This window comes from Brevundimonas sp., from assembly GCF_016463485.1.
Classification (GTDB): Bacteria; Pseudomonadota; Alphaproteobacteria; order Caulobacterales; family Caulobacteraceae; genus Brevundimonas.
Window position 1 is genome coordinate 1 of record NZ_JAEMRD010000075.1, and the last position, 15753, is coordinate 15753.

Below are 15753 nucleotides of genomic sequence, written 5' to 3' on the forward strand. Positions count from 1 at the left end.
CGACGATAATGATACGCCCGCAGGCCATCACGGAGGTCGCCATTGGCCCGGGTCGCCGCCAGCTCAAGAAGATCGTCCGCTTCGGCGTCGAGGTCCGCGAAAATCCGGCGCTCCGCGCTCCGGAACGGCGTCAGCTGGCCGTCGACGCGGTGATAGGCGTCAAGCAGGGCGCCGTTCCCGGTCCGGCGCACCAGGCTCTCGAACAAGTCCTGCAGGTCGGCCACGGCGGCGCCGTCGCGCGCGGGCGATCGTCCGTAGGCGGGCAATCCGGCTGTCAGATCGATCGCGGCCGACAGATAGGCCAGGCGGAGGTCGTAGCGATCCCGCACCGCGCCGGCGTCGAGACGGGCGGCAAGAAACCCGCCCGCCGGTCCCCGCTCGATCAACCCTTCCCCGCAGAGCCAGGCCAGCGCTTCCCGAACCGGCGTCGTCGAGAGGTCGAGACGACGCGCCTCCTCGACGATGACGATCGACTGGCCCGGCGCATAGCCGCCGGCCCGCGCTCGCTCCCGAATGTTGTCGAGGGCCTTGAAGAAGGGGTCGCGACTTTTCGCCATGACAGTCTCCGGCTCCCGCGCGCCCGACGCACGCGGCATATAACCGCTCGCCAACAAGTTGCGTGGTGTCCGGATGCAGACTCGCCGCATATCGGCGTTGGGGCCGCCGCTATGTGGCGGGAATCGATTTGAAACGGAGAGGTGATCGCCGATAAGTCGGCGAACCGAAAATCATCAGCTAACGGAGGGAGCAAGCTTTGACGTCCAGACGAATGCAGCCGCAGCGCGATAGCGATGTTCTCTCCCAGGCGCTGAAATTGGTGCGCCGTCACCGCCGCATGACGCGCGCGGTCGTGGCCCAAGGCATGCAGATGGCGCTGCGAACCTACGATCGTTTTGAGGCGGGCGGTCGCAGCCTGAACCTCGACTACATTCACCGTTTCGCGGCGGCCACGCGAAGCGACCCTCACGCCATCGTCATGGCGGTCGCGGTCGGTTCGCCTGAGTTGGCGCTGCGATGCGCAGACAATAAGCTGGTCACCGCCCTGACCATCGGGGGCCAGCGCTTCAACGCCTTGCTCGGCGACGACATCGCCGGGCTCGAGGCGCGGCCCATCATCCTCGCGGTCTGCGCCATGTACGACGCCTTGCTGGCCGAGAGCGACCGGCAGCAGGCCGCCACACGCTGGCTCGAGAACGGCGTCACCGACCTCGCGCAAGTCCGCCCCGCTCCCGGCCGATAGAAATATATTTCGAATATAGTTTTGAGACTTCGCCATCCGGGCGCTGACTGTGTTCGCCACACTCGTGGCGAACACTTGATGGAGAGACTGAGATGAAGAAGACCACTCTGCGCCTCGTCACCTTCGGCAATGCGAAGACGCTCACGCGTGACGGGCTCGGCACCATGTTCGAAGAGGCCGGCGTGAAGATCGGCCGCTACCCTTCCGAGGGCTGAGCGAAGGCGGGCGGCTGGTGACAGCCGCCCGCCGTTCGTTTCGGCGACGTCTATGACCCAACTCCTGTGGTGTGCGCCTGGCGTCTTCATGATCCGTGTGGATGACGACGTGGTCATTCTTGATGTCGAGAGCGACGCCTACCAGTGTCTTATAGGGGGTGGAGCAGAAGTTCACTTCGCTCCTCAAGGCGCGCTTCGAATTACCGACCCCGATCTCGCCACTGAGCTTCAACTCGCTGGCCTGATCAAACCAGGTAGACCGCCGCGACTTCCTTCCTCTCCAATTGCAGCAACGAGAGAACTGCCACTTCCAGCACGAGTGTCGGCATCTGAAGTTCTTTCGACCGGCTTCAGTTGGGCTATCGCTGCCGTGAGATTTCAACGGAAGTCGTTAAGGCAACTGCTTGCGTTTGAGCAGGCCGATGGGCTTCAGCGGTATAGCGAAGAGAAGCTTTCCCGGCTGGTGGGTGCGACACGGATCTCGCGCACATGGGTTCCGGGCGAAGGCGAATGTCTCCAGCGTTCGTTTCAGCTCCGGCACGTGCTCGCCGCGCGAGGCGTCCGTGCAGATTGGGTATTCGGCGTACGGACCTGGCCCTTCAATGCGCATTGCTGGCTTCAGATCGGCGATCTCGTCGTCGGCGACAGGCTAGCCCGCGTGCGCCGCTACACACCAATCATGCGGTCTTGAGGATGGGCGATTATCTGCTGATCTGCCGCGCGCCCAGCGACCCCCGAGCCTCAAGGCTCTTCACCGATCTGCGGGCCAGAGCATCGGCAGAGGGATATGTTGTCACTCCGATCAATGCCCACGCTTGGCTAGGTGTCCGCGGCCCCTGTCCGCCAAAGCGTGTGGACATTGGAGGTTGGGTGCTCATTGGGGATGTATTTGATCGCCGGTCACCCCGTCTCCCCTACGTTGACCCACAAGATCAGTGGGCTTTCGAGCGAAAGCTCGTCGCCCGCGTGTGGGGACGGTATGCAGGAGTTCTCTTTGGCCCCAAGGACCAACCGGCAGCCTTTATCAGAGACCCGTCCGGCGCCCTGGAATGCGTCGCTTGGACCCACTGCGGATTGACCGTGGCGTGCTCGGCGGCCGACGACTGGCTCGTCCGTTGTCTTCGTCCCCGCTGGCGCATCGACTATGCCCGCGTCGCCGAGGCGTTGCATAGTCTGGTTGCGGGAACCGGCGCGTTGCTCCTTGACGGCCCGCACGCCCTTGAGCCCGGCACGGTGCAGCCGACGCCGCTGACGGTCCCCCCGATAGCTGTGTGGACCCCGCGCCAGATCGCGATGCAGAGCCTTGACCCGCCCCCCGCAGCCCAGGCGGAAGTCAGCATTCGCTCGGCGGTGGACGAGGCCGTGTCCCGCCTTTCAAACCTCGCCGGGCCGCTCGCGGCCGAGGTGTCGGGCGGTCTGGATTCCAGCATCGTCGCCGCCGCTCTCGCGAAGGTCGCGTTGGAACCTGTCAGCTTGTGGATCAATGCTTACGGCGCCACGCCAGAGTCCGATGAGCGGTCCTATGTTGAAATCCTTGGCGATGCTCTCGGCTTCAAGCCTTACTGCACCCCCCATGCCGTCGGTCCCCTGACATCGGATTGGCTCACCGCGCTCGCGGGTGGGTTCCGCCCGGGGTTGAACGCGCTCGATCATCCTCAAAACCTGCGCTGGGCCAGCCTTCTACACGACCACGGAGCTAAGGCGGTGATGACGGGAAAAGGGGGTGACAGCATCCTGTTTCAAGCCGCCACGACGGACGTCTTCACGGATCAATGGCTGGCGCATGGATGGCGAGCACTGGCTTGGCCCGATCTCACCGAGCTCGCCGCCGCCAATGAGCTCTCGGTCTGGTCAATGGTTCGGACGGCTCGCCGATATGAACCGGGGAAACCCGATCCCCTCCTCCGCGATCACCCCATTCTCGCGCCGCTTGATCGACAGCCTCCGCCACATCCTTGGCTCAGAGACCTTGAGGGCTTCGGACCCGCCAAATGCTTTCATATCGCAGGGGTCGCGGACAGCATTTCCCATCACAACCCCTCGTCGCTCACGCAGGCGGTCGACGTTCGCCATCCCCTGTGCGCGCAGCCCGTCGTCGAGGCCTGCCTCGCCCTTCCCACCGCTCAGCTCTCGGTCGGCGGCAGAGACCGGGGGCTGGCGCGAAGGGCGTTTCGCAACCGATTGCCGACCGCGATCGTCGATCGCCGGACGAAGGGCGAGATGACCCGGATTTACGGACGAATGGTGTCGGAAAATCTGGACACCCTCCGACCGTGGCTGGCCGACGGCCGGTTGGCGTCATGCGGGATTATCGATCGGGAGAGAGTTTTGACCGAACTGTCTCCGGAAGTCTTGATCTGGCGCGGGCAGCACGCGGCTGTCCTCACGGCGGCGGCGTTTGAAGGATGGGTTCGCCTTTGGGAGCGTCGGCTGACGTAGTCTCAGAACCAGCATCATCGAGTGTGAGCGCCAACCAATCGAAAATCTGCTGGTAGCGATCGCGGATGTTGGCCGGGCTCCATGTCAGATGCTTCTCGCCCCAATAGGTCACGATGCGGGCGTGTCCGTGGTTGCGAAGAATGGCGCTAAACATTCTCTCGGCTTGTGTGGCCGGCGTGAAGTCGAGATCAGCCGTCAGGAACAGGATCGGCCTCGTTATGTGATCGGCCCGAAGAAATGGACTGGAGGCGGCGTAATCTTCCGGCGCACGCCACGGCGGATCTTGGAGCGCCCCCTGACCGGTCTCGGTCCAACCCTGGTTGAACCTGAAGAACATGCCGTTTTCCGGCTGTATGCGCCCTAAGGCGTCGAACTCTCCCCAGACACCAAGCATGTCACTGTAGGCGGACGAAGCGATGTAGGATCTGAACCGGCCCGAGCGAGTCGCGATCTCGAGGGCTGAATAGCCGCCAAAGCTGTGTCCCCAAAGGACCATCCTGTCTGAAGGAAGCTCCGGAAAGGCGGCCAACGCCGCATCGACGGCGAGATCGACGCTGCGGGCATAAGCATCGCCACGCTCCCTGACGGGTAGATCCCCAGGGACAGATGGGCTCAGGACGGCATAGCCGGCCCCAACGAAGACCTCCGGCCGAAAACTGTACGTCATAGTGAGCGGGTCCAGCCGCGCCAGATTGTCAGCCCAGCCCGGGTAGGGGTTCACGATGACGCCTCGGGGTTCGCCGTTCGGCAGAAACAGCCAGCTTTCCGTTTCGCGACCGTCGAAACCCAAGTGGCGGATCGGCCTGGGCTCGGTGACGAACATGTTCGCAAGGGTCGAGTTAACCTCGGCTATCGCTTCAGTCGATCCCGGTCTATGATGCAAAAGGGCATCTGCGAGCCCGCGAGGACGGAGTGTCAGCACGGCCTCCGGAGAAACGGCAAGTGTCTTGTCGAGGTCAGCGCCGCCGCCCCCCAACGTCGGCGCTGCGCCGTCCCTCACCAACCTCACCTGGCCTTCGCCATCAATCGCGATCGACCAATCTCTGCGCGGCGCCTCGTTGCTTTTCGGGCGACGCCCCATGGTGAGGTCGAAGATCATGGCCTCCCGGAGGTTAAGGTTGGGTGGCGAGAGCGCATGGGCTCCGTGCGCTGTGATTTCCCAGTAGCGGCCGTCCGCGAAGGCGAGCAGGCCCTCCGGCCCGGATGCAGCGATGCGCGTCGGAGCCACAACCAAATCGCCCGTCAGGGATTCTGGGACACCGTCCTGAGACAGCAGATACCAGTCCCCGCGCTCACTCTCCGTCGGTCGTGCGTACAAGACCGGGGTGAGACCCAGCCAGTCGGCTTGCACGCCAGCGACAACAACGCTGGCTGACGCGCCGGCACGCAACCCGCCGCGGTTGAATGGGTCGGTCGACTCAAAACTGGCGCTCATCAGCGTTCCCTCGTCCCACCGAGCGCCGTCTGGGCGGGCCCAAACGAGGACGGCCGTCGAGTCGGGTGACCATCGAAGAAGGTGGGGCGCGATGTCCAGCCCATCGACTCGCAGAGGCACGCGCCCTGTCCTGAGATCGATCAGAACAAGCCGGCGCCTTCGATCATCCTCCATGTGGAGAAGCTGCGGATCTCCCAATGGGATCGGCTCCTCCCTCATGACCACGGCGACGCTTCCGCCGTCAGGCGAGACGGTGAAGTCGGCAAGCCATCCCTCTTGCAAGGTCGTGATCTGCAGCGTGTCCCGTTCCAGCCGAACCAAGGCCTGGCGGGGCTCGGGGCGCTCCGGAACGACCACGCCCCCCCGCGCGTCGATGACGGTCCTGGAGGGTTCGCGCCCTTCGGCGGTCCGCTCCCACGCCTCGGCGCGACGTCTCGTGCTTGTACGATCATACCCGAGAGCCAGCGGAAGACTGTGGTCGGGGCGCACTGGCAGCAGCAGCGTGTTTGCAGACGCCCATGTCGCAGTCGCCCCGCCCAGGGGAAGATCGGGCGTCAGGCCGGTCCATCGGACGGATCGGTCGACTAGGGACACGATCCCGTATTCGAATCCGTCGCCTTGAAGCCTCGTGATAAGGAGATGATCCGAGGACGGCGACCAAGCGGCGAACTGCAGCCCCAAGCCTTCGTGGGGAAGCAACCTTTCCTCTGGAGAGGTTGTATCGCTGAGATCAACAATCCAGAGCTCCATGATTTGCCAGGTGGAACGGCCATTCGCTTCGATGCGGGGCATGGTGTCGTAAGGACCGCGCCTCTCGTAAATCGCCCATCGGCCGTCCGGAGAGATGGCCGCTCTTCCGAACGCCTCCAACCCCAGCAAATCATCAACCGTAAGCGATCGATCCGCCTCGATACCTTGGCCGTGCGCGGCCCCCGCCAAGCAAGCCGCTGCGATCGCCGTTCCGACGACGCGACAGATGAGCGTCCACATTTCGGATACTCACCAGCGTCGCGTCAGTTGCAGGGAGATCACGCGTCCCAAGATGCTGGCTTGACCGGGATCGAACCCCAAACCAGTCGGGGCGTCGTAGAACGGCGGCGCTTCGTTGAGCAGATTTTGGACGGCAAGCTGAACCTGGACGCCGGGCGCGCCGGCCAGGTCCGAAGTCCACCCGGCCGTTGCGTCAATCGTATTCCAGGCCGAGAGGCGGTTGCCGGCCCGATCTTTGCTGCCGGCCACATGGTTCCAATGAAGCCCGACCGCGACGCCGTCACGCGACCAAGTCGCACCGGTCCGCGCTCTCAGGTCCGTCGGGTAACCTACGAGGCCGGCGACCTCCTCAATGGGCGCTGTCGGCGTCGTCTGGCTTTCGTAGTCCAAAATCCAGGACGCTGTCAGGTCGAGCGCGAGACGACCGTTGCTGATCTCCCAACCGTGACCTGCCTGTACGTCCAGACCGCTGACACGCACCGCGCCAGTGTTGACCCAGCGTGTATCCACCACAGCGCCGTACGCTGTGACCGGGAAGAGGCTGGAAAATCCGGGAGCGTCCGAGAAGCTCTCGATGAGTGCGCGGTCGGCGGAGCTGTTGACCGGATCGACGAAGGTCACGAAGGGACGGAGCGTGGGGTCGATGAGCGCCCCGTCGAAGTTGGCGTTCACGGGCTGCGCGATGCGGTCATCGAAACTGGTCGTGAAAAAGTTGACCCCGAGCCTCGGCCCTCTGGTCGGGCGATAGTCGAAGCCGAGCGTAAAGGTTTCTGAGGTCTCAGGCTGCAGATCGGGGTTGCCACCGTACAGCATGAGGATCAACGCCTCCGCCCCATCGGCCCGATCCAAAAAGGCCGGGGACACGCCGAACTGGTCGAACAGCTGCGTGAGCGCTGCGGCGCGGAAGGACGTCCCCCAAGATGTCCGCATGGTGATCTGCTCGTCCGGCGACCAGATCAAGCCAAGCTTCGGATTGGTTGTCGAACCGAAATCATCGTAGTCCTCGAACCGGGTCGCGACAGAAAGCTCCAGGCGCCGGATCCCGGCTCTTTCATTGTCCGGTCCCACAATCGGAATGCGCGCCTCGGCGAACACTGCGGAGATCGCTCGAGATCGGTCGGGGCTGGAGATAAAACGGGGCGCGGCTGCCGTCAGGAAGGTCTCGCCCTCGGTCTCAAACGCCTCTCGTCTCGCCTGGCCTCCGACAGCCAACGAGATATCACCTCCCGGAAGACGCCAAAGAGGTCCCTGCACAAGCAGGTTCGCCGAACTTGCGCGGCTACGATTCCGGACAACACCGTAGCCGCTGCCGATGAAGTCCGACACAGCCTGGGCGTTGGCGCTGCCGTCTCCGAAGAGGTTGAAGTAACCATCTACTGCAGCACGGAAGGGCGTTGCCGGGTCGTCTGGGATGTTCCCCAAGGCTTCCGACAGGAACCGAGTGTTGACGCGGTTGCTTACGCCGAAGTCCGCCAGTTCCCAAGCGTCGGCCACGTAGGCCTCGACCGACCAAGTCGGCGAAACGTCGTAACGCGCACCGATAGTCAAGCCCAAGCTCTCGGATTCGGTCGAGCTCCGCGCTGGCCCTATATCCCGAAGGAAAGAATACGCCACGGTGTGCGATGAAGCGCCGTTCGGCGACACGAACCACGGATTGGCTTGTGTGACATTGAAGATCCCCGCGGCGGCCGCCGTTGCCGACTCCGTCGTTCGAAGGCTGTAACGGATGTCCCCGGTCAACTCGAGCCGTTCGCCTATCGATTGCCGGATGCGCGCATACGCGCTGTGGCGTTCGAGTGCAGGCAGAAGATCGATACCGGCGAGCGGGGATTGAAGATTGCTCTGGCCTGCCGCGAAGTCGCCGGGGGTCTGCGCCGTTCCACCGGTCGGTGGGCGGATCGCGAACTGGACTTCGAACGCAGATGTCGCGGGGTTAAGCGCGAGAATATTGCCGGGCGCGCTGTAGAAACCACGGCGGTCACTCCCACCGAAGGGTCGCAGATCTCCATCCGCCGTGACGCTTCGGTCCGAACCGCTCAACGCGTTGGCGGATTGATATTCATAGGCCAGGTAGGCTGCGCCCGATCCCCAGTTACGACCTATGAGGTGCGAGACTTGGACGTCCTCTGCACCGCCTTCCGCGGCGGAGACGCGTGCTCGCGTCTCCTGTCCGTCCACGGATCGCCGCATGATCACGTTCACAACGCCCGCGACCGCATCGGACCCGTAAAGCGCAGATGCGCCGTCCAGAAGTACATCGACCCTGTCGACGGCCGCCGACGGAAGGGCCGAGACGTCGGCGAACTCCGCACGAGACCCGGTTCCTGCGAGCCGACGACCATTCACGAGAACCAGCGTGGACGCCGCCCCGAGACCGCGAAGGTTCACCCCGGTGGCGTAGACATCGTTCGAGGTGCCGGCATCAGCGAGCGTGGCTTGGCTCACCGGCGTGGACGTGCCGGCGTAATTCTGAGGTAAGGAAACGAGAATGTCGGCGACAGTCCCACGACCGGTTCCATCCAGCGCATCCCGGTCCAGTTGAACCACGGGCGATGCCAAATCTCCCGACGACCGCAGCAGCGTTCCCGTTACGATGACTTCATCGATCTCGACCGCCTCGTCGACACTCGCCATGCCGGCCCGCTGCACCGCGAAGACCCCAGGCCGGCTCTGCGTCCATGTCAGGCCAGACCCTGCCAGAAGCCGGTCCAAGGCCGCGCCCGTCTCCAGCCGACCGCTGACGCCGGGCGACCGCAGGCCCGCCACCGTGTCAGAGGTGAAGAAGATCTGGTGACCGGATTGCCGCCCGAAGGCCGTCAACGCCTCGCTCATCGGTCCGGGCGGAATCCGAAACTCCCGCACGGACTGAGCGCACGCCGGTGAGCTCGCGGAGACGATGCAGGCGACCGCGGCGGCGCCGGACAGCAGATAGGAACGGCTCATAGACTGGTTTCCCCTCGACGCCCCCAGTGGCGCTGAAGAGAGAGACCATCGAGACCGGGGCTAACCCTCTCGGCGTCCCGAATTAATTTCTGCGCCGGGAGAGCCCGACCGATCCGTCCGCCTTTGGAACAGCCCGTAATCCCATGACATCCGAAGACGCGGCCACAAACGCGTCGCGGTCACCGGTGCGGAAGACGCCGTTGACGGCCACCGACCGGATGGCGGGGTCGTCGATCTCGATCTTTTCGGTCAGGTAACGGTTCATCTCGGCCACCGCCTGCGCCAGCGGGATATCGGTGAAGACGAGCTGGCCCGTGGCCCAGCTGGTTTCCGCCTCGACGTCGACCGCGCGCGTATCGATCCTCGCACCGGAGACCCGCACCTGCTGACCGGCGGCGATGCGACGGGGCGGCGACGGCGCCTGGTCGGACTGGACGTCGATCACGCCAGACACGAGAGTGACACGAACCCCCTCCCCTGCCCTGCGCACGTCGAAAACCGTTCCCACGGCCGTGACCCGGGTATCGCCGGCGAACACCACGAAGGGACGCCCGGCGTCATGCGCCACATTGAAGAGCGCCTGACCTTCCAGGAGGTCGATCCGCCGCTGATCGTCCGTGAAGCGGACGCGCACCCTTGAGTTCGTATCCAGGCTCAGGCTCGATCCGTCGCCGAGCGGGATAACCCGCTGCTCGCCGACCCTTGTGGCGAAGGCATTTCTGTCGGTCCAGAACCAGGAGCCGCCCACCATCAACGCCAGCGCCGTGGCCACGGCCAGACCGCCGAACAGAACGGACCGACGCCCCGACGCCGGGCTCACCCGGCTCCGGCGACGGGCTCCGTCCAGGGCCTCGGCGAGCGCGGGGTCGGGTCCAAGACCCCGGCTCTCGCGCCATACGCGGTCGACCCGGCTGTACGCCTGGGCGTTGCCGGGCTTGGCCCGCCATTCGAAGAATTCCTCGATGGTACGTGTCTCGATCGAGGTCGTGCCGAGGCGGACGTGCCACGCCGCCGCCTCCTTCTCCGCCGCTTCAACCCGCATCGTCGGGTTGGCCATGTCGCGCCCCATCCTAGCGCCGGAGCTGGGCGGCGCAGTGGGCCAAGGCCCGGGTCATGCGCCCTTCCACAGTCTTGGGGGAAATCCCCAGTCTGTCGGCGATCTGGGCGTTCGTCAGACCGTCGATCCGGGACAATAAAAAGACATCTCTCACGGATTCTGGCAAGCTCAGGATGGTCTCCAGCAACATCAATCGATCGGTTTGGTCAGCATCAACCCGATCGTGAACCGACGCTGCGGCTTCCGCCCTGCACGCCAGCTCACGTCGGCGCCTTGCGTTGCAAGCCAGATTCACGGCGATCCGTAACAGGAAGGCTTTCGGGTATCGGAGACCGTCAAGAGATTTGCTTGAAGCCACGCGAAGCCACGTCTCTTGGGACAGGTCGTCGCATTCATTCTGCCCAAACCTTCTCCGAAGGGTACGCCGCAACCATGCGCCGTAACGACGTTCCAAAGCCGTGAGGCGATCCTCGAACCGGCCTTCGACACTATCGACTCCGTCATCCACGCGTCGCTCCGAGGACTTCGCCCTCCAAATCAAGGGAGGGCTGAGCGTAAACCACCGTCGGAATGGTCACTATAGTGACTGGCCCAAAATGTACGATGGGCGCCGCCTGCGGCTATGGCGCTTACGAGAATCTTTGGGCGGAACGTACGTCGTGCAAGACAGAAAAAAGGCATGACAATCGAGGCCTTGGCTGACGCCGTGGGCCTGTCCTACAGCTACATGGGAGAGCTTGAACGGGGGAAGAGAAATCCAACGCTGCGCGTCGTGGAAAATCTCGCCGTCGTCCTTGAAACGCCGCCAACGGCCCTTTTGGCCGAATCTCGCGTCTGATTCCCTGACAACGCGGCATGCCCCAGCGGCTCAACTCGCAGAGCCATAAGTCGCAATGGTTACTATGGTGACTGGCTGCCCGACGCTCTTTGCGTGTGCCTGTATGAATGAGTTTGACGGAGACTTTTGGGCGCAACGTCCGCCGGATTCGGCTTGAGAAGAAGCTCACGATCGAGGGGCTCGCGACCGACGTAGGACTCTCATATAGCTATATGGGCCAACTCCAGCGCGGCGAGCGAAATCCCACCTTGGATGTCGTGGAGCGGATTGCCAAAGCCTTGGGCGTTAAAGCCATAGAGCTCTTCCGCGAACGTTGACCGCTAGATGCCGACAGATGCTGTCACCCTGCTAGCGAGAAACCTCCAAACCCTCCTACGCGCCGCCGGGCTGTCGCAGGAAGAGTTAGCATTCCGTGCGGGGACAAAGCGGAGCTACCTTAGCGACTTGGAACGCGGCGTCCGTAATCCGTCCGTTCGGCTGTTGGGCCGTTTGGCCGAGGTTCTGGACGTGCCGCCAGCGCGGCTCCTGCAGTGAGATCGCGCGGCAGGCGGCTCAGCTGGTTAACGCGCCTCCTCGTCCCGGATCTGCGATGAAAAAGTCGGCAGCAGACAACGCAACAAATCCCGGATCAGGCGCTGCTGCTCCGGACCCAGGCGCGCGGCCAGGCGCTCGATCATCAGGGTGAGCCTCGTGGCGGAAGGCCCCCTTCGTCTCCGCTTTCGCCCCATCGGTCTGCGCCAGGCCCTCAAATAAATAGCTGACCGGCACACCGAGGAAACCCGCCGCTTCCCAGAGCTTGGACGCGGAGACGCGATTGGCGCCGCGCTCGTATTTCTGGATCTGCTGGAACGTGAGCCCGAGCGCCTGACCAAGGTCGCTCTGGCTGAGTCCCAGGCTGCGCCGGCGATGAGCGATCCGGCCGCCGACGTGCACATCCACGGGATTGGTCCGGCGATCGCCGTCGCCCTTCTCCACTGGTTCCCGGTCGAACATCAGACTCCCCGGCGTTCGCGCTCGACACTGAAAGTTGCAGCCGCTCCAGATCGACCGACGAAGCCTCCGCAGCCGCAGCGTTCCGGATCATGATGTCAGCGTTCGAGGCCTGCGCAAGCCATTAGCCTCAGGCGGGGCATCGCAGTTCTAGCCGTCCTGATCGAAACTGCCGACGGCCGAATCCGCTCAGGCGGCTGTGTCCAGCAACGCCGTCACCTTGCGCGCGGTCGCCTTGGCCGATCCCGGGTTCTGACCTGTGATCAGTAATCCGTCCGCGACCACATGAGGCCCGAAGGGCAGCAGCCCCTTAAGATAGATCGCGCCGCGCCGCCTCATCTCGGCTTCAGCGTTGTAGGGCATCCGGCCCGCGACGCCGGCAAACACCTCCTCAGCCCACGAGAAGCCGGTAACCATGCGATCCATAACCAGCAGCCTCCCGGTCGTCAGGCGCGTATTGAGCAGCGCGCAATAGCCATGACAGACGGCCGCGACGATCCCGCCGCGCTCCCACACGGCCCGCGTCAGCGTCTGCAGGCCCGGACTGTCCGGAAAGTCCCACATCACCCCGTGACCGCCCGTGAAGAAGAGCACGTCGCAGTCCACCGGATCGATGTCTTCGGGTCGCTGCGTCCTCTCCAGTCGCGCCATCTGTCGAGGATCACGCAGCCAGGCGTTCGCCGAGCGGTGCAACAGAGGCCACTTCAGCGCGCGCGGCTCCAACGGCGACCGGCCTCCGACGGGACTGATGATGCGCTGGTCCAGGCCCCGCTCCGCGAAATGATCCCAGGCATGGGTCAGTTCGGACAGCCAAAGTCCGGTGGGCGCGCCGTCCTCATAGCGATCGACATTGGTGACGACGTAAACAACGCGCCTGTCCATTACCGGAGCCCTTCGGTCGTCAGTTCACTGCGCCGAACAATACAACTCAACGCGCCGGATAACACAACCGGAACGGTCACAGTTCCAGCCCGGTCCCGCGCCCGCTAAGCACCTGCGCCACGCCGGCGCCGGTCGGGGCCAGCACCACGGTCTTGCCGATGTCCAGTCTAGGCGCGCCAGCGCGCAGCCGCGCATAATGTTCGGCGCCGTCGCTGTCCCGCACGATCACGAACGGATGCGCGCCCAGCTCGTCGTGGAATCCGGTCCTCACCACCTGTCCCTTCACCGGCGACGCCCCCATCGGCCTCACGTCCCGCCCGGCCTCGAGACGCCGCTGGTTCAGGGTGCGGATAATGTCGCGGCGCGCCTGAAGCGTCCGAAGCTTCGTCTCCATCTCGGGATCGAGCCGATAACGCCGCCCGGCGCGAACCGCGAGACCCAGGCCTTCCAGATGACGGAGGCGGCCTCGGGTCAGGGCGTTCCAGGCGTCGCTCCGTCCCACGCCGTCATCGACCGTCCCGCCCGGTTCCGCCGCCGCCAGGAGCCGACGATCAAGTCCGGTGAAGCGATCCGCCGACGTCTCGCGCCAAACACGCTTCTCGGCGTCGACCCGGGCCAGGTCGCCGAGCCTCTCCTGTGCGACCTCTTGCGCGCGGGCGCGGAACCCGTAGGCGATATAGTCGCGCGGGATCACCAGGTCCCGCCCGTCACCACGGCGGCCGCGCACGAGCACATGCGCGTGGGGCTGGTCCGTGTCGTAATGACAGGTCCCGATCCAGGTCAGGTGCGGCTCCCCGAGATCCGCCGAGACCCGGGCCATGACCTCGCGGACATAGCCGCGCAGATCGTCGATCCGGTCGCCGTGCTCCGGCGAGATGATGAAGCGGAAATGGTGCCGGTCATCGGTCCAGCCTCTCGTCTCGACGGCGGCCTGGACGCCGTCCTGATCCCGATCGAAGAACTCGGGCCGGGCGCCGTCCGCGCCGGCGCCGGCGCGGCCGAGATAGGCGACGTGCGCCGCCAGCGCGGCGCCGCGCTCGGCGCCTTTGCCCGCTTGGCGGGACACCAGAGCTTTGACGATGACGCGCTGCCGCACATCGAGGCGGAAGGCTCGTCCCGACCGGTTCTGCGCCGCGCGAAGAACGCCCGACCGATTTCCGAGTGCGAACATCCGGGAGCTGGCGAGGCGCTTCATCATGCCGAGCCGGACCGGATCACGATCGATCTTCAGTCGCGTCGGAAGCCTCACGCCGACCTGTGCGTCGTCGACGCCGCCGCGTCTCGACAGCCTGGTTTGAATAGCCTGGTGAACCGACATGATCCGCGCTCCGGCCCCGGAAGATCCGCCGAAGAAAGACAACTCAAAGCAAGTCGTCGGTCCTGGTCGACCTCTCCTCCAAGATGCTGAAAGCATAGAGAAAGCCGACCCAGGCCAACACTCCCTTTTATCTTGCCCTAAGCCGCTTTGGACGGATTTTCAGACATGGTCGTCACACCTGCGCAAAACTCCGCAAACCTCAGCAACAACGACGGCTGAGAAACGGCCGCAAAGCATACGAGGCTCGAAAGGGGGCAGTCGCGAACCGGGTGACAAACAAGAACCCGCCCGGCCGAAGCCGAGCGGGTCTGTGGGTCAGGCGTCAGGGTCGTCCGGTTCGTCGTCCCAGAAGGCAGGGTCGCAGGGATCCGATCTGCGGATGCAGTCGTCGAACCAGAGGTCCGCAGCGGACAGCATCCCAGCCAGCTCTCGTTGCTCAGCCTCCCATTCAGGATCGTCCTGTCCGTCAAGGTCGTTTTCGAAATCGGGGGTCATCACAATCTCCAGAAAAGAACCCGCCCGGCCGAAGCCGAGCGGGTCGTTGATCTCAGTCTCGAACGATCAGGCTGCGCGCGCCTTGATGGGCACATGCCGCATCCCGTTCTCCGTCGCCTTCTGGCCGAGGTTGAGCGCCGGTCCGAACGGCCGCTGCTCCCCCCGCGCCCGGTCCACCGAATGAACCAGGGTCAGGCAGACTTCCGGTTCGAGGGCGATCAGCTCGTCGTTCGCCCGGAAGGGAGCGGCCTTGCCGTGCGCATCGAAATCCGCGCGGGCGAGGATGAGCTTCACGCCCTTCTGCTGCGCCCATCTGATCGCCAGCTTCTCGGACCCCTTCGCCCCGGTCGTCGCCAGGGCCATGTCCGGCCACTCCTTCTTGGCCCAGTTGAGCGCGTCGAAGATCCGGCCCGCGTCCTCCCGGGTATTGGCCGTCGGCGCTCCCCTGAAGGCGATGATCGGACCACCGGGATCCTGCTCGCCGGCCCGGCGGTTGCGGACCGCCCGGATCGCCTGTTTGGCTTCCAGCTGGGCGGCGGTCAGAAAGGAGCCCCGCCGGCTGCCGCGCCACGCCGTCCAGACCTCGCCGGTCGCGATCGTCCAGGTGTCCGAGGCCGCGTCCCGGATAAGCTCGGCGGCCTGCGTCGCCGCATCCCCGGCCCGGGCCGCCGCCGTCGCCTCCTGGAGTTCGACATCTGCCGCCTCCGATCCGTCGAAGTCCCGCTCCAGCGAGCGCATCGTGTCGCGGGCGCGATCGGCGTCGCGCTCGATCCGTCCGGCCGCCGAATGGAAGGCGCCGATGAGGGCTTCGCCGAGTATGGTCTGATAGTCCTCCAGCGCGGTGTCGGAGATCACGTCCACCAGCTCGGTCATGAGCGCGCGCCCGAGCTGGACCAGGGCGTCCTCGGTCG

General features: G+C 64.7%; 17 protein-coding genes. 7 read left to right on the forward strand and 10 right to left on the reverse strand.

The genetic code is table 11. The features are described from left to right. Positions 1-557 (reverse strand): GntR family transcriptional regulator (locus JHC99_RS11410; RefSeq protein WP_292154327.1); only part of this gene is annotated, 557 nt, incomplete at its 3' end. Positions 558-769: 212 nt separating this feature from the next. On the opposite strand from JHC99_RS11410, the gene JHC99_RS11415 reads away from it, so the two are divergent. The 4 genes from JHC99_RS11415 to JHC99_RS11430 all read left to right on the forward strand — a co-directional run bounded on the left by JHC99_RS11415 (position 770) and on the right by JHC99_RS11430 (position 3894). Beyond that, positions 770-1240, forward strand: a complete 471-nt coding sequence (locus tag JHC99_RS11415; protein ID WP_052689618.1) for a helix-turn-helix transcriptional regulator — start codon at positions 770-772, stop codon at positions 1238-1240. Positions 1241-1332: 92 nt separating this feature from the next. Next, positions 1333-1455 (forward strand): hypothetical protein, encoded by a 123-nt coding sequence (locus JHC99_RS11420; protein ID WP_255360441.1) that lies wholly within the window; start codon positions 1333-1335, stop codon positions 1453-1455. 52 nt (positions 1456-1507) lie between these two features. After that, a complete protein-coding gene (locus JHC99_RS11425) occupies positions 1508-2146 on the forward strand; it encodes a lasso peptide biosynthesis B2 protein (RefSeq protein WP_292088914.1) in 639 nt (212 codons plus the stop codon). Between the two features lie 389 nt (positions 2147-2535). Next, the gene (locus JHC99_RS11430) at positions 2536-3894 is read left to right on the forward strand and encodes an asparagine synthase C-terminal domain-containing protein (RefSeq protein WP_292088925.1); all 1359 of its coding nucleotides are present in this window, start codon (positions 2536-2538) and stop codon (positions 3892-3894) included. Here the strand turns inward: JHC99_RS11430 and JHC99_RS11435 are convergent. From JHC99_RS11435 to JHC99_RS18820, 4 genes are all read right to left on the reverse strand, one after another. Then, positions 3839-6121: a prolyl oligopeptidase family serine peptidase gene (locus tag JHC99_RS11435; RefSeq protein WP_292088913.1), complete on the reverse strand. Its 2283-nt coding sequence runs from the start codon at positions 6119-6121 to the stop codon at positions 3839-3841. The genes JHC99_RS11430 and JHC99_RS11435 overlap by 56 nt on opposite strands. A 207-nt stretch (positions 6122-6328) precedes the next feature. Further along, a complete protein-coding gene (locus JHC99_RS11440; protein WP_292154329.1) occupies positions 6329-9262 on the reverse strand; it encodes a TonB-dependent receptor in 2934 nt (977 codons plus the stop codon). 82 nt (positions 9263-9344) lie between these two features. Next, on the reverse strand, positions 9345-10319 hold the full coding sequence (locus JHC99_RS11445; RefSeq protein ID WP_292088911.1) for a FecR family protein: 975 nt from the start codon (positions 10317-10319) through the stop codon (positions 9345-9347). A 13-nt stretch (positions 10320-10332) separates the two neighbouring features. After that, entirely contained in the window at positions 10333-10827 is a 495-nt protein-coding gene (locus JHC99_RS18820; RefSeq protein WP_366925746.1) for an RNA polymerase sigma factor, read from the reverse strand. Positions 10828-10941: 114 nt separating this feature from the next. Here JHC99_RS18820 and JHC99_RS11450 point away from each other — a divergent pair, with 114 nt between their 5' ends. From JHC99_RS11450 to JHC99_RS11460, 3 genes are all read left to right on the forward strand, one after another. Further along, a complete protein-coding gene (locus tag JHC99_RS11450; RefSeq protein ID WP_191558537.1) occupies positions 10942-11157 on the forward strand; it encodes a helix-turn-helix transcriptional regulator in 216 nt (71 codons plus the stop codon). A 107-nt stretch (positions 11158-11264) separates the two neighbouring features. Further along, the gene (locus tag JHC99_RS11455; protein WP_045811146.1) at positions 11265-11474 is read left to right on the forward strand and encodes a helix-turn-helix transcriptional regulator; all 210 of its coding nucleotides are present in this window, start codon (positions 11265-11267) and stop codon (positions 11472-11474) included. A 7-nt stretch (positions 11475-11481) separates the two neighbouring features. Beyond that, positions 11482-11691: a helix-turn-helix transcriptional regulator gene (locus tag JHC99_RS11460; protein WP_191558538.1), complete on the forward strand. Its 210-nt coding sequence runs from the start codon at positions 11482-11484 to the stop codon at positions 11689-11691. A gap of 18 nt (positions 11692-11709) precedes the next feature. Here JHC99_RS11460 and JHC99_RS11465 read toward each other — a convergent pair whose 3' ends face one another. The 5 genes from JHC99_RS11465 to JHC99_RS11485 all read right to left on the reverse strand — a co-directional run. Next, positions 11710-12150 (reverse strand): helix-turn-helix transcriptional regulator, encoded by a 441-nt coding sequence (locus JHC99_RS11465; protein WP_292088908.1) that lies wholly within the window; start codon positions 12148-12150, stop codon positions 11710-11712. Positions 12151-12336: 186 nt separating this feature from the next. Then, on the reverse strand, positions 12337-13029 hold the full coding sequence (locus tag JHC99_RS11470; RefSeq protein ID WP_292154330.1) for a type 1 glutamine amidotransferase domain-containing protein: 693 nt from the start codon (positions 13027-13029) through the stop codon (positions 12337-12339). 76 nt (positions 13030-13105) lie between these two features. Beyond that, positions 13106-14347 (reverse strand): DUF3363 domain-containing protein, encoded by a 1242-nt coding sequence (locus JHC99_RS11475; protein ID WP_191558541.1) that lies wholly within the window; start codon positions 14345-14347, stop codon positions 13106-13108. A gap of 315 nt (positions 14348-14662) precedes the next feature. Beyond that, entirely contained in the window at positions 14663-14842 is a 180-nt protein-coding gene (locus JHC99_RS11480) for a hypothetical protein (protein WP_183217220.1), read from the reverse strand. Positions 14843-14908: 66 nt separating this feature from the next. Further along, the coding region (locus JHC99_RS11485) for a DUF2493 domain-containing protein (RefSeq protein ID WP_292154334.1) at positions 14909-15753 on the reverse strand (845 nt) is incomplete at its 5' end.